The following is a 19,204-nucleotide window of genomic DNA, read 5'->3' on the forward strand; positions in this document are numbered from 1 at the left end:
TGTCGGGGTGTCGCGAGGACGGGAACTCCTCGGGATGCCGGTGTCTCAGGACAGGGCCGGGGCCCGGCCGCCGAGCGCTCCGAGATACTCGGAGAAGGCGCCGACCGAGGACAGGTCGGCCGCCGCCGAGAGCAGGTCCGGCGCGATGGCGTCGCGCTGCGCGACCGTGAGGCGCAGGCTCGGGCCGGCGACGCTGAGGTTGCCGATCGCCCGGCCGGTCTGCGGATGCACGATGTTGGCCGCCATCGCGGCGGCGCCCGGGGTGTTGGTGTCCTGCACCCAGGCATAGCCCCGGGCCCGGGCCTCGTTCACCAGGCTCATCAGGGCGGCGATGGTGCGCGGCGCGTTGGGCCCGCACTCCTCCGGGGCGCCGAGGCCTTGGCGCATCACGAGGCGCAGCGCCTCCTCGTCGGTGAGGCTGGCGAGCCACGCGATGCCGGTCGAGGTGGTGGAGAGCCGGGCCTCCGTGCCCATGTCGCCGTCGTAGCGCAGGCCGGTGCGCGCGCCTTGCGCCTTCGCCACCCAGACCAGGCGCGGGTAATCGACCACCGCGAGGCGGGCCAGCTCGCCGCTGAGATCCGCCAGCCGGTTGAGCACCGACTGGGCGATGTCGACCACGCCGGTGCGCGAGAGGTGCTTGAGGCCGAGCGTCGCGAACTTGGTGGTGAGGAGATAGCGGCCGGTCTCGCCGTCCTGCACGACGTAAGCGTACTCGGCCAGTTCGGCCAGGAGCCGGTGCACGCCGCTCTTCGGGATATCCAGCGTCTCGGCGATGGATTGGAGCGGGAGCCCGCGCGGATGGTTCGCGAGGAGTTCCACCAGATCCAGGACGCGCCGCAGCAGGGAGCCGGCCATCTCTCGTCTCGTCTCATGCGCTCACAAATATGGAACGCAGTTCTGGATTTGAATGGAGTTCCGTCCTAAGTCAAGACGGGTGGACCGGAGAGGGGAGACGGGCATGCGCGGCGGAACGGGCCAGCACGAGACCCTGATCGGCATCGCCCTGATGGTGAGCGCGGTGGCGGGCTTCGCCTCGATCGACGCCTCGGCGAAGTTCCTGAGCGGGACAATGAGCCCGATGCTGATCGTCGCCGTGCGCTACCTCGTCAGCTTCGTCATCGTGGCGGCGTTCCTGGCCGCGCGGCGCGACATCGTCGGGCTGATGCGGACCCGCAGGCCCGGGTTGCAGGTCTTGCGCTCGCTCTGCCTCGTGACGGCGACGATGTGTTCGTTCGTGGCGCTCCGCTACCTGCCGCTGGCGCAGGTGACCTCGATCACCTTCGCCTCGCCGCTCGTGGTGGCGCTGATCGCCGGACCGCTCCTCGGCGAGCGGGTCGGCTGGCGACGGGCGGCGGCGGTGCTGGTCGGCTTCTCGGGGGTGCTGGTGGTGAGCCGGCCGGGCGTCTCAGGGATGCATCCGGCGGCGTTGCTCGCCGTGGTGACGGCGTTGGTCAACGGCGTCTACATCGTGGTCACGCGGATGCTCGCCGCCTCCGATCCGCCCGAGACGACCATGTTCTATACCGGCCTCGTCGGCTCGGTGCTGACCGCACCGGCTTTGCCGTTCCTGTGGGAGACGCCGAGTGCGCCCTCGACCTGGATCGGTATCGTGTCGGTCGGATTCTTCGGGGCGCTCGGGCACTGGCTGCTGATCCTGGCGCATCGCCGGGCGCCGGCCTCGACGCTGGCGCCCTTCGCCTATGCCCACCTGCTCTGGGCGGTGCTCCTCGGCGTCCTGGTCTTCGGCCACCTGCCGGACCATTGGACGGTGATCGGCGGCGCGGTGGTGGCGGCCTCCGGGCTGTACCTCCTGTACCACGAGCGCCCGCGGGTCACACCGCCGGGGGAGGAGGGGGCGGCGTGAGCCGCCGCCTCCGGAACCCTCCCCCGCAAAGAGGGGAGGGTTCGGGGCGGTGCACCCTATGCCTTACGTCACCACCGACGGCTCGGTCCGGCCAGTATGCTGCACGATCCCGGCGATCGCCTCGGCGGCCGCCACGACCGGAGCCAGCATCTCGGCGGTCGGCGCGTCGAGCCGATCTTTCGAGAAGCGTTCGAGATAGACCCGGAGCGTCGCCCCGACCGTGCCGGTGCCCGACAGGCGAAAGACCACCCGGGCGTCCTCGCGGAACAGGATCCGCACGCCCTGGCGCGCCGTCACCGAGCCGTCGACCGGGTCGGTATAGGCGAAGTCGTCCGCGGCCTCGACCGTCAGCTCCCCGAATCGCTGCCCCGGCAGCCCGGCGAGCTTGTCGCGAAGGGCCGTCATCAGGCCCTCGGCCGCAGCGCTCTCGACCTCCTCGTAATCGTGGCGGGCGTAGTAGTCGCGGCCATAGGCCGCCCAGTGGTCGCGCACCACCTGATCGGCGCGCTTGCCCGTCGCGGCGAGCAGGTTGAGCCAGAGCAGCACCGCCCACAGCCCGTCCTTCTCGCGCACGTGGTTCGAGCCGGTGCCGGCGCTCTCCTCGCCGCAGAGCGTGATCCGCCCGGCATCGAGCAGGTTGCCGAAGAACTTCCAGCCGGTCGGGGTCTCGAAGGCCGGGATCCCGAGAGAGGCCGCGACCCGGTCGGCGGCGCGGCTCGTCGGCATCGAGCGGGCGATGCCGGAGAGGCCGGCCTTGTAGCCCGGCGCCAGATGCGCGTGGGCGGCGAGGATCGCCAGGCTATCGCTCGGGGTGACGAAGAGGTGGGGCGCCACGATCATGTTGCGGTCGCCGTCGCCGTCGGACGCCGCGCCGAAATCGGGCGCGTCCGGGCCTGTCATCTCCGCCATCAGGTCGTGGGCGTGAACCGGATTCGGATCCGGGTGATGGCCGCCGAAATCGGGCAGCGGCTCGGCATTGACCACCGTGCCGGCAGGCGCGCCGAGGCGCCGCTCCAGGATCTCCACCGCGTAGGGGCCGGTGACGGCGCTCATCGCATCGAAGCGCATCCGGAAGCCGGAGCGGAACAGGGCCGCAACGCCGTCGAAATCGATCAGGGTCTCCATCAGCGCGGCGTAATCCGCCACCGGATCGATCACCGAGACGGTGGCCTCACCGAGCGAGACGTCGCCGAGGGTGTCGAGATCGATGTCGGCCGCCTCGACGATGCGGTACTCGGTGATCGCCTTGGTGCGGGCAAAGATCGCCTCGGTCACCGGCTCGGGCGCCGGGCCGCCGTTGCGGGCGTTGAACTTGATGCCGAAATCGCCCTCGGGCCCGCCGGGATTGTGGCTCGCCGACAGGACCACGCCGCCGATCGCGCCGGCTTTCCGGATCACGCAGGAGGCGGCCGGGGTCGAGAGCAGGCCGCCGCGGCCGACCAGGATGCGCGAGAAGCCGTTGGCGGCGGCGATCTTCAGGGTCGTCTGCACCACCTCGCGGTTGAGGAAGCGTCCGTCGCCGCCGACCACCAGCGTCGTGCCGGCCCGGTCGGGCAGGCAATCGACGATCGCCTGGACGAAATTCTCCACGTAGGCAGGCTGGCGGAAGACCGGCACCTTCTTGCGCAGGCCCGACGTGCCGGGCTTCTGGTCGGGAAAGGGCTGCGTGGGGACGGCCTTGACGGTCATGGGGTCTCGTCTCGGGAGAGGGCGGGGGCCGGGCGGCCCCGTCTGCCAGGCTTATGCCGCCTCGTGCCACCGGCGGCCAGCCCGGCCGGCCGGTTTCGCGATGATCCCCTACGCCGCCGTGTCGGCGACGGGCGGCAGGCCCGTGGTCAGGTGCCGGAACCCGTCGATCGGACCCGGCCGGCCGAACAGATAGCCCTGCGCCTCCTGGCACGCCTCGGCCCCCAGGAAGGCGAGTTCGCCCGTCGTCTCCACCCCCTCGGCCAGGACCGGCAGGCCGAGACCTCGCCCGAGGCCCAGCACCGTCCGCACGATCGTGGCGGCCTGCTCGCTCGAATCGACCGCGCGGGTGAACGAGGAATCGATCTTGATCTTGTCGAACGGGAAGGCCCGCAGGTTCGACAGGGACGAGTAGCCGGTCCCGAAATCGTCCATGGCGATCCGCACCCCCATCGCCTTGACCCGGCGCAGGGTGGCAAGCGCCCGCGGCAGGTCGCGGATCAGCGCCGTCTCGGTGATCTCGAGTTCGAGGCGGGCGGCGGGAAGGCCGGTGGCGAACAGCACCTCGTGCACCAACTCCGAGAAGCCCGGGGCATGAAGCTGGACCGCCGAGACGTTGACGGCGATGCGCAGCGGGTTGTCCCAGGACGCCGCCTCGCGGCAGGTCTCGCGCAGGACCCACTCGCCGATCTCCAGGATGCTGCCGGTCTCCTCGGAGATCGGAATGAAGCGATCCGGCGGCACGGTGCCGCGCTCGGGATGGTGCCAGCGCAGCAGCGCCTCGAACCCGACCGCCTCGCCGGTATCGATGCGGGTCTGGGGCTGGTAGACGACCCGCAATTCTCCCCGCTCGATCGCGTGGCGCAGGTCGTGCTCGATCTGGCGCCGCTCGCGGACCTGCACGCCCATCAGCGCCTCGTAGAAGCGCAGTTGGCCGCGGCCCTCCTGCTTGGCGCGGTACAGGGCGGTGTCGGCCTGGACCATCAGGGTCTCCGCATCCTCGCCATCATGCGGATAGAGCGCGAGGCCGAGGCTCGCCGCCGCAATGGCGCCGGCCGGCCCGGCTTCGGCCTGCCGCAGGGCGGCCAGGATCGCCTCGCCGAGCGCCTCGGCGCCCGCCGCATCGAGGTTCGGCGCCAGCACGGCGAACTCGTCGCCACCCAGCCGCGCCAGCATCTGGCCGGGGCTCAGCACCGGGGTGATCGCCGCGCAGACGGCGCGCAACAGCGCGTCGCCGGCGGCGTGGCCGAACAGGTCGTTGACCTCCTTGAAGCGGTCGAGATCGGCGCAGAGCACCGCCAGCGGCCGGCCGGCGGCCTGGGCGAGCGCGATCTCCTGCCCCAGCCGGGCGTTGAAGCTGGTACGGTTCGGCGCCCCCGTGAGCGCGTCGTGATGGGCGAGATAGGCGATCCGTGCCTCGGCGCGCTTGCGTGCCCGCAGGTCGCGCACCGCCAGGGCGGCGTGCGGTCGGCCGGCGAAATCGATGACGCGGCGGATCACCTCGACCGGGATCAGGCTGCCGTCGTCCCGGCGCAGCTTGGCCTCGGGCACGTCCGGGGCCTCGGCCGGGCCGGAACCGGTCGCCTCGTCGAGGAAGTCCGAGAGGGCCGCCCCTGTCAGCGCCTCGGCCGTCCGGCCGACGAGGTCGGCGAAGCTGTCGTTGACGGTGACGATCCGATCGCCGTCGCAGACCATCAGCCCCTCGACCGCGGCGTTGGCGAGCCCGCGCATCCGGTCGCCCTCAAGGGCCGAGCGGCGCTCGTCACGCAGATGCAGCCACAGGCCCGCGAAGGCGAGCAGCAGGATGGTGATGCTCGCGACGGCCACCGCCATGGCGAGGATCTCCGCCGGCACCGCGGTGCCCGACAGGGTGATGCCCGGATCCGGCGTGATCACGGCGGCGGCCATCGCGGTGAAGTGCAGGCCGCAGATCCCCGCCACCATCAGGCCGGCCCCGGCCAGCTTCCTCCGCACCGAGCCGTCCCGCAGGGTCGTGGCGAGGGCCAGGCTGCCGAACCCGGCGCCGGCCGCGAGCGCCACGAGCACGAGCCCCGGATTCCAGGCGATGCGGCCCGCCACCTCGAAGGCCGCCATGCCGGTGAAGTGCATCGCACCGACGCCGAGGCCGATCTGCGCGCCGCCGAGCCACGCCGCCCCGGGCAGGCCCGGCCGCAGGGCGACCCAGAAGCCCGCCGCCGCCATGCCGATCCCGATCATCAGGGACAGCCCGGTCAGCCCGAGGTCATAGGCCGAGGCGAGGCCGGGCGAGAAGGCCAGCATGGCGATGAAATGCGTGGCCCAGATCCCGGTCCCGCCCGCCAGGGCGGCGGTGGCGAGCCAGAGCCGGCGCTCGCGGCCCACACTGAGCCGGGCATGGTCCAGAAGCGTCAGGCTGGTCGCCGCAGCCAAGTTGCATACAACTGCCGCGAGAAAAATGAGTTTGAGGTCGTGAGTGGCGGCGAGACAATTGTAGAGGGCGGTCACGAGCTGCGTCCCATGGGTGGGCTCTTCATGGCGCGATAGGTGCGCCCCGCGCGGTGAACATCCACATTGTCGTTTGCACCCTCAGCACGTTTCTTTGGGCGCTTAGTGAATGTGTCCCTAAGGAATCCGGGCGCGGATCTTTGATTTCTGCCCATCGGGCGCCCGCCCCGGCCGCCGCCCGGTCGGCATCTGCGCCCCTCTTGGCGGCCCGCCCCTCCGCCCGATATCCGGCCCCGACCAGCAAGGGATACAAGCGCGATGCAGAACGAGGAGGCCGGCACCCCGGCGCGGCCGGCACTGGACGAGGACACCATCGCCTTCGCGGGCCGGGTCTTCCAGTATGCCCGCCTCGGCCACCATGCGGAGCTGGGCGAGCTGCTGGCCATGGGCCTGCCGCCCAACCTGCGCAACGACAAGGGCGACACGCTGCTGATGCTCGCGGCCTATCACGGCCATGTCGAGACGGTGCGCGTGCTGATGGCGCACGGGGCCGATGCGGAGATTCCCAACGACCGCGGCCAGACCCCGCTCGCCGCGGCGGCGTTCAAGGGCGCGATGCCGGTACTCCTGTCCCTCCTCGACGGCGGGGCTGCGATCGACGGCGCCGGCCCGGACGGGCGCACCGCCCTGATGACGGCCGCGATGTTCAACCGCGTCGCGATGGTCGAGACGCTGTTGGCCCGTGGGGCCGATCCGGCCCGGCGCGATGCCGGCGGCCACACCGCCGAGAGCGCCGCCCGCGCGATGAACGCGCCGGACACGCCGGAGCTTCTTGCCCGTGCGGTCGCCGCGGGAGAGGCGCGTTAAATCGGCGGCGGCACCGCCTTCGCCACCATCAGCCCGCGCCGGGCCTCGATCGTCTGCCAGACCATCAGCGCCGGCACGCCCAGCACCACGTCCGGCACCCGTTTGACCAGCGAGAGGGCGAGCGCGGTGTGCGGATCGATGCCGAACAGGCTGCCGAGGACCACGAAGCCGCCCTCCTGCACCCCGAGCCCGCTCGGAACCGGGAAGGCGGCGGACTTGATCGCCTGGCTCAGGGATTCGAGCACCACCGCCTCGGCCAGGGTCACCCCCTCGATGCCGATGCAGCGGAGCGCGATCCAGATCTCCAGGGCGCCGAGGAACCAGGCGGCGAGGTGGAGCAGGAATCCTTGCGTCAGCGGCAGCCAGCGCCGCCGGTCCCACACCGCGTCCAGGGACGCCTGCACGCCACCGCCGGCCGGGGCGGTCCCGCCCTCCGCGGCGAAGCGGCGGGCGAGCGCCGTGACCCGGCGCTCGATGAAGGCTGCGCCGCCGTAGCGCTGCACCGCGAAGAAGGCGGCGAGCACGACGCCGCTCAAGGCCAGCCCCTTGGCGCACCAGGCCGCCAGGGTCGCGGCCTGCTCGCCCTCGACCTGCGACAGCAGCACGACGCCGGTGAGCGCGAACGCCGCCTCGGTGACGACCTGGAAGAACATGTCGACCAGGATGCCGGCGGCGCTCGCCGAACCGGTGACGCCCCAGAAGGTGAGCAGGCGCGCGCCCAGCACCTCGCCGCCGACCGAGGCGACGGGCAGGAGCGTGTTGACGCCCTCGCGCACGAAGCGCAGCACCACGAACGGCCCGGCGGCGACGCCGACGAGGCCGGTGAGGATCCGGGCCCAGGCCACGCCGCACAGCCCGATGATCGCCACCCGCACCAGCACCACCGCGGCGATGCCGAGGAGGCCGATGCGCCCAAAGGCATCGGCCACCGCCCCGACGTCGTTGGCGGCGACGAGCCAGAGGGCGAGCCCCACCCCGATCGCGGCGCCGAGGAGCGGGACCCGCCGCAGCAGGCGGCGCCCGAGGCTCGGCCGGGCTTGCGCCGCACCGGCGCCCGCCATCACGGCGTCCCGCCCGGCTCTTGCCCCCGCCTGGCCGGCAGCAGCGCGTCCAGCATCGCCTCGGGTTCGAGCGCGGGATCGAGCACCAGGAGGCGCCCTTCGCCGAGGGAGCCGGCGGTGGCGAGCGTCAGGCTGCGCTTCGGGCACAGGCCGAGGCAGCCGGTCTCGACCACCCGCACCTTGCGGCCGCGGTGACCCGCCTTGAGGGCGCGCTTCAGCCCGCCCCGGACCGCCTTGGCACCGACCCCCTGCCGCTTGGCGCATTTGGCGCACAGCATCACGATCTCGGCGAAGGGGGCGGCGGCCGCCTTGGCGGGCCCGCGTTTCGTCACCTCGGCTTTGCTCACCGTGTTCCGGTCTCCCGCTTCGTCACCAAGTCCGAAACCGGAGTTAAACCGCGGGTGGTACGGGTGCAACGCGGCAAGACGCGTCGCCCGCCGGACGCGGCGGCGGATCAGGCGCTCCGCTGGTGCCGGCCGGTGCCCGCCATGGCGGGCCGTAACGGGACAGGCGAGGCGCGGAAATGCGCCCCTCCCCGGTGACAACCCTGCCCCGGGGACAGGGGGCCGCTCTCACAACGATGAATTGAAAATCACGGTCTCAGCATCACCTTTGCGTCAGGCCGCCGCGCCCAGGCGCACGCACCGCGCCGCATGTCCCGGCGCCACCGCCACCCGCGCCGGCAGGCCCGACCGGCAATCCGGCACGACGAGGCCGCAGCGCGGCTCGAACGGACAGCCGGGCGGCGGGTCGGCGAGGTCGGGGGGCGAGCCCGGGATGGTGGGCAGCCGCACGCCTCGCGGCGAATCCGGGGTGATGCGGGAGGCGAGCAGGCCCTGCGTATAGGGGTGGGCCGGCGAGCCGATTACCTCGCCGCTCGCGCCCACCTCGACGAGATGGCCGCCATACATCACCGCCACCCGATCGGCGACCTGGACCGCGACGCCGACATCGTGGGTGACGAAGATCACCGCGAGGCCAAGGTCGCGCTGCAACTCGCGCAGCAGCAGCAGGATCTGGATCTGCACCGTGGCGTCCAACGCCGTGGTCGGCTCGTCGGCGAGCAGCACCTTCGGCCGGCAGGCCAGCGCCAGCGCGATCATCGCCCGCTGGCGCATGCCGCCCGACAGCTCGTGCGGATAGGCGTCGAGGCGCCGGGCCGGGGAGGGGATGTGGACCCGCTCGAACAGCTCCAGCGCCCGGGCGCGCCCGGCGGCCCGGGACACGCCCTCGTGGCGGATCACCGCCTCGGCGATCTGGTCGCCGATGCGGTAGACCGGATCGAGGGCGAGGCCCGGATCCTGGAAGATCATCGCGACGGTGCCGCCGCGATAGGCCGAGAGCGCCCGGGGCTTGAGCGCGAGCACGTCATGCCCGTCGACCCGGAGATGCCCGCCGATCCGGGTGCGGGATTCGGGCAGGAGCCGCATCAGGGCCCGCAGGGTGACGGACTTGCCCGAGCCCGATTCGCCGAGCAGCGCCAGCGCCTCGCCGGCCCGGATGGTGAAATCGACCCCGCCGACCGCCCGGACGGGTTTGCGGCCGCCGAGGAAATCGACCGTGAGGTCGCGGACCTCGATCAGGGCGTCGGAGATGCCCGCCGTAGCGGCATCGGAGGGGCGCAGGGGTGCGTTCATGATTCGCGCCTCACGCCGCCATCGCGGCGGCCGGAGCCTTCGGGTGGCCGGAGCCCGCCACCGCCATGTGGCAGGCGGCGAAATGCGCCGGCGCGACGGGATCGAGGCCCGGCTCGCGGATGCGGCAGATGTCGGCCGCGAACTGGCAGCGGGTGTGGAAGCGGCAGCCCGGGGGCGGGTTGATCGGGTTCGGCGGATCGCCGGTGAGCGGCGCCTCTTCGAGCCGGGCATTCGGGTCGGTCGACGGCTGCGAGGCCAGCAACGCCGCCGTGTAGGGGTGGCGCGGGGTGCTCAGGATCGCGTCGGCCGGGCCGATCTCGGCGACGCGGCCGAGATACATCACCATCACCCGGTCGGACATGAAGCGCACGACGTTGAGATCGTGCGAGATGAAGATGTAGGTCAGGCCGAATTCCTGCTTCAGGTCGGTGAGCAGGTTCAGCACCTGCGCCTCCACCGACTTGTCGAGGGCCGAGACCGCCTCGTCGAGGATGAGCAGCCGCGGCTCGAGGGCAAGCGCCCGGGCGATGTTGACCCGCTGGCGCTGGCCGCCCGAGACCTCGTGCGGATAGCGCCCGCCGAAGCGCCGCGGCTCCAGGCCGACCCGGCGCAACAGGTCGTGGGCGCGCGACAGGGCCGCCGCCGCGGACAGCCCGTGCGCCCGCGGGCCGAAGGCCACCGATTCCTCGACCGTCAGCCGCGGGTTGAGCGAGGCATAGGAATCCTGGAACACCATCTGCACCTGGCGGCGATAGGCTTTCAGGTCGAGGGCGCGGGAGCCGAGCAGCTCGCCGTCGAAGACGATGTCACCCTTGTCCTGCCGGCTGATCTGCATCAGCAGGCGGGCGGTCGTCGACTTGCCGCAGCCCGACTCGCCGACGACGCCGAGGGTCTCCCCCTTCATCACCGAGAAGTCGACGCCGTCGACGGCCCGCACCGCAAGTCCCTTGCCGAACAGGCCGCCCTTGCCGGGAAAGTGCTTCACCAGCCCGTCGACGGTCAGGAGCGGCTGGGCGGGACCGCCGCGGTCGCGGGGATCGAGCTCGGTCACTGGCGCACCTCCATGGCCGAGCGCAGGCCGTCCGACAAAAGGTTGAAGGAGATCGAGGTGAGAAAGATCATCACGCCGGGTAAAGCCGCCACGACCGGGTTGACGTAGATCGCGGTGCGCAGGGTGTTGAGCATCAGGCCCCATTCCGGCTCCGGCGGCTTCACGCCGAGGCCGAGGAAGGACAGGCCGGAGGCCAGGATCATCGACACCGAGATCAGGCTGGTGGCGTAGACGAAGACCGGCCCGAGCACGTTGCCGAGCACCTGCACCCGCACCACCGTGACCGGATGGGCGCCCGAGACCCGGGCCGCCTCGACATAGTCGCGGTTGCGGATCTGCACCGTGACGCTCTCGGCGACGCGGGTGATCTGCGGCACGAACACGACCGTGAGCGAGACGATGGAATTCAGGATGCCGGCCCCGAGCGCGCCCGAGAGCGCGATGGCGAGGAGCACCGACGGGAAGGCGAAGAACACGTCGACCACGCGCATGATCAGCGTGTTGACCCAGCCGCCGGCATAGCCCGCCAGGATTCCGAGGCCGGATCCGATGAAGAACGCGATGACGACCGGCAGCACGCCCATGAACAGCGACAGGCGCCCGGCATAGAGCAGCCGCGTGAGCATGTCGCGGCCGAGCTCGTCCGAGCCGAGCCAGTAGGTCGCGTCGCCGACGTGGCGCAGGCGCCGGACCATCGAGCCCTTGAACGGGTCCATCGGGGCGATCAGCGGCGCGAAGATCGCCGCGAGGACGATGGCGAGGATCACGAGACCGGCCGCCATCGCGACCGGGTCACGGGCGAGCCGCCGCAGCACGCTGCCCCAGTAGCCGCGGGAGGCTTGCACCGGGATCTCGGGCGCCGGCACCGACGCGACGGGATCGCCCGTGAGGGAGGTCTGGCTCGACATCGGGTCAGGCCCTCTCGATGCGGGGGTCGAGGGCGGTCTGCACCACGTCGACCAGGAGGTTGAGGGAGACGAAGAACATCGCCAGGACCAGGATCGTGCCCTGCAACAGCGGCAGGTCGCGCTGGAAGATCGCGGCGTTGAGGAGGAAGCCGGTGCCCGGCCAGGCGAACACCGTCTCGATCAGGATCGAGCCGCCGAGCAGGTAGCCGAGCTGCAACCCCATGATGGCGATGGCGGTGGGTGCCGCGTTCTTGACCACGTGGCGGAAGACGCCGAACTCGGACAGGCCCTTGGCGCGGAGCGCCTGCACGAAGTCCTGGTGCAGGATGTCGCCGACGAGCGCCCGGACGGTGCGGGAGATCACCCCCATGGGGATCACCGACATGGTGATGGCGGGCAGCAGGATGTAGCGCAGGTGCTCGATATCGGGGACCCAGTTGCCCGACCCTTGCGGCCCCGCGCCGGTCGGCGGCAGCCAGCCGAGGGTGGCCGAGAACACGATCACCAGCACGATGCCGAGCCAGTAATGCGGCACGCTGACCCCGAATACCGCGATGGCCGAAGCGACCCGGTCGAGCCAGGAATCGCGGGCATAGCCGGCGACGAAGCCGAAGAAGGTGCCGAAGGTGAAGCCGATCAGCGTCGCCATCGAGGCGAGGATCAGGCTGTTGCCGACGGCACGGCCGACCTCCGACAGGACCGGGCGGCCGGTGGCGATCGAGGTGCCGAGATCGCCGTGCAGGATCTTCCAGAGCCACAGGCCGTATTGCACCGGCAGCGGCTTGTCGAAGCCGTAGGCCGACCGCATCTGCGCCTGCATCTCGGCGGTGGCGTCCACCGGCAGGATCGCGCTCAGGGGATCGCCGGGGGCGAGGTGGACGAGGAGGAAGCACACCAGGCTGACGCCCAGGGCGACCGGGGCGGCGTAGCCGATGCGCTTGAGGATGAAGAGGATCATGACGAGCGGATCCTTGCGGCGGCGCCGGAATCTCGGGGGGCGGGCCTGGCCCGACGGGTCTGCGATCCTCCGGGGCATCCCGGGACCGCGAAAGCGGAGCCCGGGATCCGGAACCGCAGGAGGTGCCGGACGGGGCGGGACCGTGCCCGCCTTGTCCTGAAGTCCCGGCGCTTCTGGATTCCGGGCTCCGCGGCGCGGCCCCGGAACGACCAGGAGGATGTCAGTTGTAACGTTGGCCTCTCACGCGAGGCAGGCGTCTACTTCGCCATGGTGATCGGCGAGAAGTCCTGGAACCAGCTCTGGGCCTGGACGAAGCCCTGCACCTTCTTGCTCATTGCCCGCGGGTTCACGTCGTGGGTGACCATCAGGAACAGGGCGTCATCCACGAACTTCTCGTGGATCTTCCGCAACACGGCCACCTGGTCCTTCGGCTCGAAGGTCGTGCGGACCTCGTCGAACAGCTTGTCCATCGCCGGGTCGCAGTAATAGCCCCAGTTGGTGCCGTTCGGCGGCGCCAGGTTGCATTGGGCGTGGCGGATGAAGGCAGTGAACGGATCCTGGATCAGGTAGGAGTAGTTCATCGCGGTGCCACCCCGCGCGCTGTCGGATTTGGAGCCGGCACGCCAGATGTTGATGAGCGTGTTCCACTCCACGACCTCATAGTCGATCTTGATGCCGACCTCGGCGAGGTTCTGTTGCAGGAACTCGTTCATCGGCAGCGGCTGCATCTGGCCGGAGCCCGAGGCCGAGATCAGCACCTTGGTGGTCAGCGGCTTGTTCGGGCCGTAGCCGGCCTCCTTCAGCAGCGTCTTGGCCGCTTCCGGATCGTAGCCGAGCTTGAAGGTCGGCTTGCCGAACCACGGATGGCCGGGGGTGAGGAAGCCTTCGGCCGGGGTGGCGAGGCCTCCTAAGAATTCCTTCAGGCCCTCGCGGTCGATGGCGAGGTTGGCGGCCTTGCGCACGCGGACGTCGTTCCACGGCGAGCCCTCGGCCCGCGACAGGTGCCAGGTCCAGTTATGCGGGTAGAGGTTGGTGACCAGGGCGAAGCCCGCGGCCTTGAGCGAGGGCACCGCGTCCGGCGCCGGTGCCTCGATCCAGTCGACCTGGCCCGAGCGGAGCGCCGCGACCCGCGCATTGGCCTCGGGCAGCGGCACCAGGACCATGCGATCGAGCTTCGGCACGCGGCCCTTGTCCCAGTACGCCTTGTTCGGCGCCAGCTCCAGGCGCTCGCGCGGCACGAAGCCCGTCACCGTCCACGGCCCGGTGCCGGAGGGCGCCTTGGCGACGGCGTCCCAGCTCTTGCCCTGCTTCTCCCAGTTGGCGGGAGACGACATCAGGATCCAGGCGATCTGGTAGGGGAAGGTGGCGTCCGGGGTCTTGGTGACGATCTCGAGGGTCAGCGGATCGATCGCCTTGTAGGAGGCCACCGCCGGGATGCGGGTGCGGCCCTGCGCCGACTGGCGCGGATCGAATTGCGGGCTGTCCGACTTCAGCAGCTTGTCGAGGTTCCACACCACCGCGGCGGCGTCGAAGGCCGAGCCGTCGTGGAAGGTGACGCCGGGCCGTAGCTTGAAGGTCCAGCGGGTCTTGTCGGCCGGGTCGATCGTCCAGGAGGTGGCGAGGCCGGGGGTCAGATCGGACGCCTTGTCGGCCCGGCTGAGGTCCCAGTTGATGAGCGCGTCATAGATCGTATAGCCGGCGAAGCGCATGCCCTCGCCGCCATTGTCGGCCTGGCCGGTGGTGAGCGGGATGTCGGAGGCGGTCATGCCGATGCGCAGCACGCCCTGCGCGCTCGCGGGCCCGACCAGCGCGAGGGCGAGGGCGAGCCCGGACAGGGTTCGCCCGAGCGCGGACCGGCGCAGGGACAGGCGGGTGGGCAGCGGCATCGTGGGACTTCCCGTTGGTGACTGACGGGGAGATGGCTGCAAGAGCCCTGCCAACTGTTTCGCAAGCGTGAGCCCGGTTTACGGGCAGCGAAATTGCCTTAATGTTAGGCGGCATCGTTCGAAGGCGAACGAAGCCGATGACATGTGCTCTCATGTGAGGCAGGCTTCGGCTCGTTCCGCATCGATCTGCCGGTCGGCGACGAGATGGGCAAGGCCATGCACCAGGGCCCAGGCCCGCAGGGCCTCGCGTTCGGCGCCCGCCGACGGCTCACGCTCGGCCACGACGCTCCGCAACGCCCCGAACGCCGCGCCCGACGCCTCCGCCAGATCGGGATGGCCGGCCTCCTCGACCACACCGCCGAACATCAGCCGGAAGGTCGCCCGGTCGGCATCGGCGAAACGCAGATAGGCCCGGCCGAGGGCGGTGAGCCGCCCACCCGGTTCCGCCCGGCGCCCGGCGTCGTCGAGAGCCTGGCGCAGGGCCCGGAACCCCTCGGTTGCCAGCGCCGCCAGGAGCGCCTCCCGGCTGGCGAAATGCCGATAGGGGGCGTTGTGCGACACCCCGGCGAGCCGCGCCGCCTCCCGAAGCGTCACCGCCTCGACGCCCCCGGCCCGCAGCAGCGCGTGCGCCGCCACGATCAGGCTGCGGCGCAGGTCGCCATGGTGATAGGCGCCGCCGCCGTCGGATGTTGACAATGCCCACACTCCTCGTATGTTGCGCCTGTCAACATACGCGCCGAGGACGGGGCCGCAAGTCGCGGCGGCCGCACCGCGCCTGCTGGGACGAGCGTCCGCCATGACCCTTCAGCCCCTCATCGCAGCGTCGCCGGTGATCCAGGTTCATGCCGCCGCGGCCTTCGCCGCCCTGGGGCTCGGGGCGCTGCAATTCGCCCTGCCGCGCGGCGGCGGGCGGCACCGGGCGATGGGCCGGCTCTGGGTCGGGCTGATGGTCGTGGTGACGCTCAGCTCCTTCTTCATCTCGGGCCTGCGCCAGGTCGGGCCGTTCAGCTGGATCCACCTCCTGTCGGTGGTCACGCTCGTCGCCCTGGTGCGGGCGGTGATCGCGGCACGGCGCGGCACCATCGCGACCCATCGCTGGAGCATGATCGGGCTCTATCTCGGGGCGCTGGTGATCACCGGCTTGTTCACCCTCATGCCCGGCCGGATCATGGCGCAGGTGGTGTTCGGGTGACGTCTCAGGGACGCACCCGCTCCTGATCGCCGGGCACGGCCCGGCGCGGTCCGCTGCCGTGTCATACCAACGGTCGTTGAGAACGACCGTTGGTATCAGCGCCGGCCCGCGTCGATCCGGTCGCCGTCCATCGCCAGCGGCAGGCGGGCAGCGGGCGCCTTCAGCAGCCGGTCGCGGCTCAGGCCCTTGTGGACATGGACCATCAGGGCGATGCCGAAGAGTGGCGTGATGAGGTTGACGATCGGTACCAGCATCAGCCCGGCGAGCAGCGCGCCGGCGAGCATCACGGTCGCCGTGTGGTGGCGCCGCATGGCGCCGGCGTCTTGCAGCGGCCGGAACCGGGCGGCGGCAAGTTCGAAATACTCGCGGCCGAGCAGGTAGGTGTTGGCGAGGAAGAACGCCGCGACGTTGATGCCCGGCACCAGCAGCAGCAGAAGCGCCGCGAGGTTGACGGCGAGCGCCAGCGCGGCGAACCGCGCCGTGTAGAGCATCGCCTGGGACAGCGGCATCGCCTGGCCCGGCACCTCGTCGGGGAAGTCGGTGCGCTCGACGATCTCGGCGGCATCGTCGAGGAAGTAGCCCGCCACCAGGATCGAGACCGGCGGCAGGATATAGGCGAGCCCGACGAACAGCCCGGCCCCAGCCAGGAACGACGCCACGGCATTGACCATCGCGTAGTCGGTCGAGATCGGGTGGGCGGCGAGCACGGCCGCGATGACCTTGGTGAGGCCGAACCACACCAGGGCCAGGAGCCCGACCGTGAGGCCGAGCGACTTCCACAGGATCGCGCGGAGCGGCGGGGAAAAAACCTGCCGCAGGGCCGCGAAGGCGGCGTTGATAAGCATCGGGAACCTCGGAGGGTGGGCGCGCCGCCGCTCACTTGATGTCGAACGGCCCCGCCGTCCAGAGGCGAACCCGCCTCCGCCTCGCGGGTTGAGGCTGCACCGCGTGTTGCGTGTGGCTTGAAGGAGGTCCGTCCGATGGACATCGCCGTGGAGAAGGTCTGTGAGTTCATCCTAAGGGCCCGGGCTCTCGACGTGAAGGAGGGCCTGAGCGACCCCGATTCCGGCTCGAACCCGATCGACGACGGCGCCCGCGACGTGCTGGTCGACGGCACCGACGACGCGACCGAGGAGGAGCTGCGCGAGATGGTGGCCGGCCTCAACGACGACGAGCGGGCCGAGCTGGTGGCGATCCTGTTCGTCGGCCGCGGCGACATGGAGCCGGAGGAGTTTCCCGACGCCGTCCGTCTCGCGCGCGAGCGCGAGGCCGCCGGCTCCCGTCCCGCCGATTACCTGTTGGGCATTCCCAATGTCGGCGACCTGCTCGACGAGGGATTGGCCGCTCTGGGATTGAGCTGCGACGTGTAGGCGCCCGCGTTCCGCGCCGCGGAAAGGACGCCTGTCACCATCGAGCGCGGGATCCCCCGGCGGCTTCGCGGGGCAAATCGTTCGACCGACGAACCCGATGCCCTCCCGATGTCCTGGACGCGACCCCGGGATGCCGCGAGGGCGTTCGTCGTCGAGCCGGCACCGTCGCCTCGGAGACAGATCCGGCATCGCGGTTTCCCCCAACACAATCGACCAGAATGGTTTACGGAACCACTATCTGCGCAAGACAAGCCGGATGTTCCCGAGTCCATACCCGGCGATCGATTCTCAGGCTTGCGCGAATCCCTCCGCATTTCGCCGAAATACGTAGTAAATCCCGAGGGCAATTTTACCTTCTTACCGGTTTCGGCTTGCCTGAAGGCGGGCGGCGCGGCTTTTCTCTCGGGCAAGCGTGGCGCTGACGAGCACCGCGCGGATCCATCACCCCGCCCGTCTCCGAGGAAGCCAGACCATGACCGCTCCGGTCACCCGTGCCATCGCCGCCACCGCCCTCGTGGCGAGCCTGCTCTCCGCTGCCCCGGCCTTGGCCGGCGGCTACGGCTGCACCACCGATTGCTACCGCCACGTCTCGACGCCGCCGGTCTACGGTACGGTGTCCGAGCAGGTCATGGTGCGCCCGCCGCGCACGGTGACCCACGTCGTGCCGCCGGTCTACGACACGGTGTCCGAGCAGGTGCTGGTCGAGCCGGCCCGCCGGGTGTGGCAGACCTCCATCGACGCCTATGGCCAGACCGTCGGCTGCTGGGTCACGATCCCGGCCCGCTATGCCACCCAGACCCGCCGGGTGCTGGTGCGTCCGGCCCAGGTCGTGCCGCAGGTGATCCCGCCGGCCTACGCCTCGTACCAGCGCCGCGTGCTGGTCGAGCCCGCCCGCTCGGGCTGGGTGCCGGCCCATGGCGGCGGCTACGCGGCCGGCTCAGGCCCGGGCGGGATCATCGGCGCGGGGCTCGGCCTGGCGGGGGCCGGCATCGGGATCGGCACCGGTCTCGTCTTCGGCGGCGGCAGCATCTACGACGGCTACTGAGCCGCGCGGCGGCCCGGGTCGTGCCCGGGCCGCCCTCCGCTTGCCGCCTTCCTCTTGCCGCCTTTCTCTTGCCGCCCTCCCGCCCCATCCCTCGCCCACCTTGCCTCGGCCACCTTGCCGCCGGGGGCCCTGCACCCCACAACCCTGGACGAGCGAACGCGGCGGGATCCGCGCGCGACCAGGGAGGCGGCGGCGTGGGTACCTTCAAGGCGGTGGTGATCGAGAAGGCCGAGGGCGGGCAGCGCGTCGCGCTCCAGGATGTCGACGACTCGGCACTGATGGACGGCGACGTGACCGTCCGGGTCACCCACTCCACCCTCAACTACAAGGACGGGCTGGCGCTGACCGGCAAAGCCCCGGTGGTGCGGCGCTGGCCGATGATCCCCGGCATCGACTTTGCCGGCGTGGTCGAGACCTCGTCCCACCCGGACTGGAAGCCCGGCGACTCCGTGGTGCTGAACGGCTGGGGCACCGGCGAGACCCATCTCGGCGCCTATGCCGAGAAATCGCGGGTCAAGGGCGACTGGCTGGTGGCCCTGCCGGCCACCCTCACCCCCGAACAGGCGATGGCGATCGGCACCGCCGGCTACACCGCGATGCTGGCCCTGCTGGCGATCGAGCGCCACGGCCTCACCCCCGAATCCGGCCCGGCCCTGGTGACGGGCGCGGCGGGCGGCGTCGGCTCGGTGGCGGTCTCGCTCCTGGCGCGTGCCGGCTGGCACGTCATCGCCTCGACCGGGCGGGCGGAGGAAGAGGCGGAATACCTGCGCGGCCTGGGGGCTGCCGAGATCCTCGACCGGGCCGAGCTGAGCCAGCCCGGCAAGCCGCTCGGCAAGGAGCGCTGGGCCGCCTCCATCGACGCGGTCGGCTCCACGACGCTCGCCAACGCGCTGGCGATGACGCGCACCGGCGGCGCGGTCGCGGCCTGCGGGCTTGCCGGCGGCATGGACCTGCCGACCTCAGTAGCGCCGTTCATCCTGCGCGGCGTGGCGCTCTACGGCATCGAGAGCGTGATGGCACCGCTCCCCTTGCGCCGCGAAGCCTGGGCCCGGCTGGCCCGCGACCTCGACCCCGCCGCGCTGTCGGCGATGACCACCACCGTGCCGCTCGCCGAGGTGATCGCGCGTGGGCCGGAGATCCTGGCCGGGCGCACCCGCGGGCGCACCGTCGTGGTGATCGGGTAGGCGACCTCCCAAGCGCAGGCGATCGGCGGAACCATCGACGGAACCTCGGCGACGCTCCGCGCATTGCCCAT

Annotated in this window: 18 protein-coding genes; 6 read left to right on the forward strand and 12 right to left on the reverse strand. The window is 71.2% G+C overall.

What is annotated here, in order from left to right:
- Window positions 1-45: 45 nt before the first annotated feature.
- The gene (locus VP06_RS02450) at window positions 46-855 is read right to left on the reverse strand and encodes an IclR family transcriptional regulator (protein WP_048462243.1); all 810 of its coding nucleotides are present in this window, start codon (window positions 853-855) and stop codon (window positions 46-48) included.
- 103 nt (window positions 856-958) lie between these two features.
- Here VP06_RS02450 and VP06_RS38485 point away from each other — a divergent pair, with 103 nt between their 5' ends.
- Complete coding sequence (locus tag VP06_RS38485; protein WP_048462244.1) at window positions 959-1,864, forward strand: DMT family transporter; 906 nt, start codon at window positions 959-961, stop codon at window positions 1,862-1,864.
- Between the two features lie 63 nt (window positions 1,865-1,927).
- Here the strand turns inward: VP06_RS38485 and VP06_RS02460 are convergent, their stop codons facing one another.
- Window positions 1,928-3,553 carry an alpha-D-glucose phosphate-specific phosphoglucomutase gene (locus VP06_RS02460; protein ID WP_048462245.1) on the reverse strand — a complete coding sequence of 542 codons (1,626 nt, stop codon included), beginning with the start codon at window positions 3,551-3,553 and terminating at the stop codon, window positions 1,928-1,930.
- A 108-nt stretch (window positions 3,554-3,661) separates the two neighbouring features.
- Window positions 3,662-6,034 (reverse strand): EAL domain-containing protein, encoded by a 2,373-nt coding sequence (locus VP06_RS02465; protein WP_048462246.1) that lies wholly within the window; start codon window positions 6,032-6,034, stop codon window positions 3,662-3,664.
- 258 nt (window positions 6,035-6,292) lie between these two features.
- Between VP06_RS02465 and VP06_RS02470 the strand changes: the two genes are divergently transcribed.
- Window positions 6,293-6,841 carry an ankyrin repeat domain-containing protein gene (locus VP06_RS02470; protein WP_048462247.1) on the forward strand — a complete coding sequence of 183 codons (549 nt, stop codon included), beginning with the start codon at window positions 6,293-6,295 and terminating at the stop codon, window positions 6,839-6,841.
- Here VP06_RS02470 and VP06_RS02475 read toward each other — a convergent pair.
- From VP06_RS02475 to VP06_RS02510, 8 genes are all read right to left on the reverse strand, one after another.
- Window positions 6,838-7,902 carry a lysylphosphatidylglycerol synthase domain-containing protein gene (locus VP06_RS02475; protein ID WP_048462248.1) on the reverse strand — a complete coding sequence of 355 codons (1,065 nt, stop codon included), beginning with the start codon at window positions 7,900-7,902 and terminating at the stop codon, window positions 6,838-6,840. The two genes, VP06_RS02470 and VP06_RS02475, sit on opposite strands and share 4 nt — an antisense overlap.
- Window positions 7,902-8,249, reverse strand: coding sequence for a (2Fe-2S) ferredoxin domain-containing protein (locus VP06_RS02480; RefSeq protein ID WP_053081497.1), 348 nt, complete (start codon window positions 8,247-8,249; stop codon window positions 7,902-7,904). Before VP06_RS02480 ends, VP06_RS02475 begins: the two co-directional genes overlap by 1 nt.
- A 270-nt stretch (window positions 8,250-8,519) precedes the next feature.
- Window positions 8,520-9,539, reverse strand: a complete 1,020-nt coding sequence (locus VP06_RS02485) for an ABC transporter ATP-binding protein (protein ID WP_048462250.1) — start codon at window positions 9,537-9,539, stop codon at window positions 8,520-8,522.
- Between the two features lie 10 nt (window positions 9,540-9,549).
- Entirely contained in the window at window positions 9,550-10,590 is a 1,041-nt protein-coding gene (locus tag VP06_RS02490; RefSeq protein ID WP_048462251.1) for an ABC transporter ATP-binding protein, read from the reverse strand.
- Window positions 10,587-11,498: an ABC transporter permease gene (locus VP06_RS02495; RefSeq protein WP_048462252.1), complete on the reverse strand. Its 912-nt coding sequence runs from the start codon at window positions 11,496-11,498 to the stop codon at window positions 10,587-10,589. Before VP06_RS02495 ends, VP06_RS02490 begins: the two co-directional genes overlap by 4 nt.
- 4 nt (window positions 11,499-11,502) lie before the next feature.
- Entirely contained in the window at window positions 11,503-12,456 is a 954-nt protein-coding gene (locus tag VP06_RS02500; protein WP_048462253.1) for an ABC transporter permease, read from the reverse strand.
- A gap of 257 nt (window positions 12,457-12,713) precedes the next feature.
- Window positions 12,714-14,342: an ABC transporter substrate-binding protein gene (locus VP06_RS02505; protein WP_048462254.1), complete on the reverse strand. Its 1,629-nt coding sequence runs from the start codon at window positions 14,340-14,342 to the stop codon at window positions 12,714-12,716.
- Between the two features lie 150 nt (window positions 14,343-14,492).
- Entirely contained in the window at window positions 14,493-15,038 is a 546-nt protein-coding gene (locus tag VP06_RS02510; RefSeq protein WP_048462255.1) for a TetR/AcrR family transcriptional regulator, read from the reverse strand.
- Window positions 15,039-15,138: 100 nt separating this feature from the next.
- Here VP06_RS02510 and VP06_RS02515 point away from each other — a divergent pair, with 100 nt between their 5' ends.
- On the forward strand, window positions 15,139-15,534 hold the full coding sequence (locus tag VP06_RS02515) for a DUF2306 domain-containing protein (RefSeq protein WP_048462256.1): 396 nt from the start codon (window positions 15,139-15,141) through the stop codon (window positions 15,532-15,534).
- A 95-nt stretch (window positions 15,535-15,629) separates the two neighbouring features.
- Here the strand turns inward: VP06_RS02515 and VP06_RS02520 are convergent, their stop codons facing one another.
- Window positions 15,630-16,379 carry a sulfate transporter family protein gene (locus VP06_RS02520; protein WP_048462257.1) on the reverse strand — a complete coding sequence of 250 codons (750 nt, stop codon included), beginning with the start codon at window positions 16,377-16,379 and terminating at the stop codon, window positions 15,630-15,632.
- Between the two features lie 135 nt (window positions 16,380-16,514).
- Between VP06_RS02520 and VP06_RS02525 the strand changes: the two genes are divergently transcribed.
- The 3 genes from VP06_RS02525 (at window position 16,515) to acuI (ending at window position 19,133) form a co-directional block, all read left to right on the forward strand.
- Window positions 16,515-16,904 carry a DUF3775 domain-containing protein gene (locus VP06_RS02525; RefSeq protein ID WP_048462258.1) on the forward strand — a complete coding sequence of 130 codons (390 nt, stop codon included), beginning with the start codon at window positions 16,515-16,517 and terminating at the stop codon, window positions 16,902-16,904.
- 472 nt (window positions 16,905-17,376) lie between these two features.
- On the forward strand, window positions 17,377-17,949 hold the full coding sequence (locus VP06_RS02530; RefSeq protein WP_048462259.1) for a hypothetical protein: 573 nt from the start codon (window positions 17,377-17,379) through the stop codon (window positions 17,947-17,949).
- Between the two features lie 194 nt (window positions 17,950-18,143).
- Complete coding sequence (gene acuI, locus VP06_RS02535) at window positions 18,144-19,133, forward strand: acrylyl-CoA reductase (NADPH) (protein ID WP_048462260.1); 990 nt, start codon at window positions 18,144-18,146, stop codon at window positions 19,131-19,133.
- The last annotated feature ends 71 nt before the right edge of the window (window positions 19,134-19,204 follow it).

Origin of the sequence: Methylobacterium aquaticum, assembly GCF_001043915.1 — a bacterium.
In the GTDB taxonomy this organism is placed as follows: domain Bacteria; phylum Pseudomonadota; class Alphaproteobacteria; order Rhizobiales; family Beijerinckiaceae; genus Methylobacterium; species Methylobacterium aquaticum.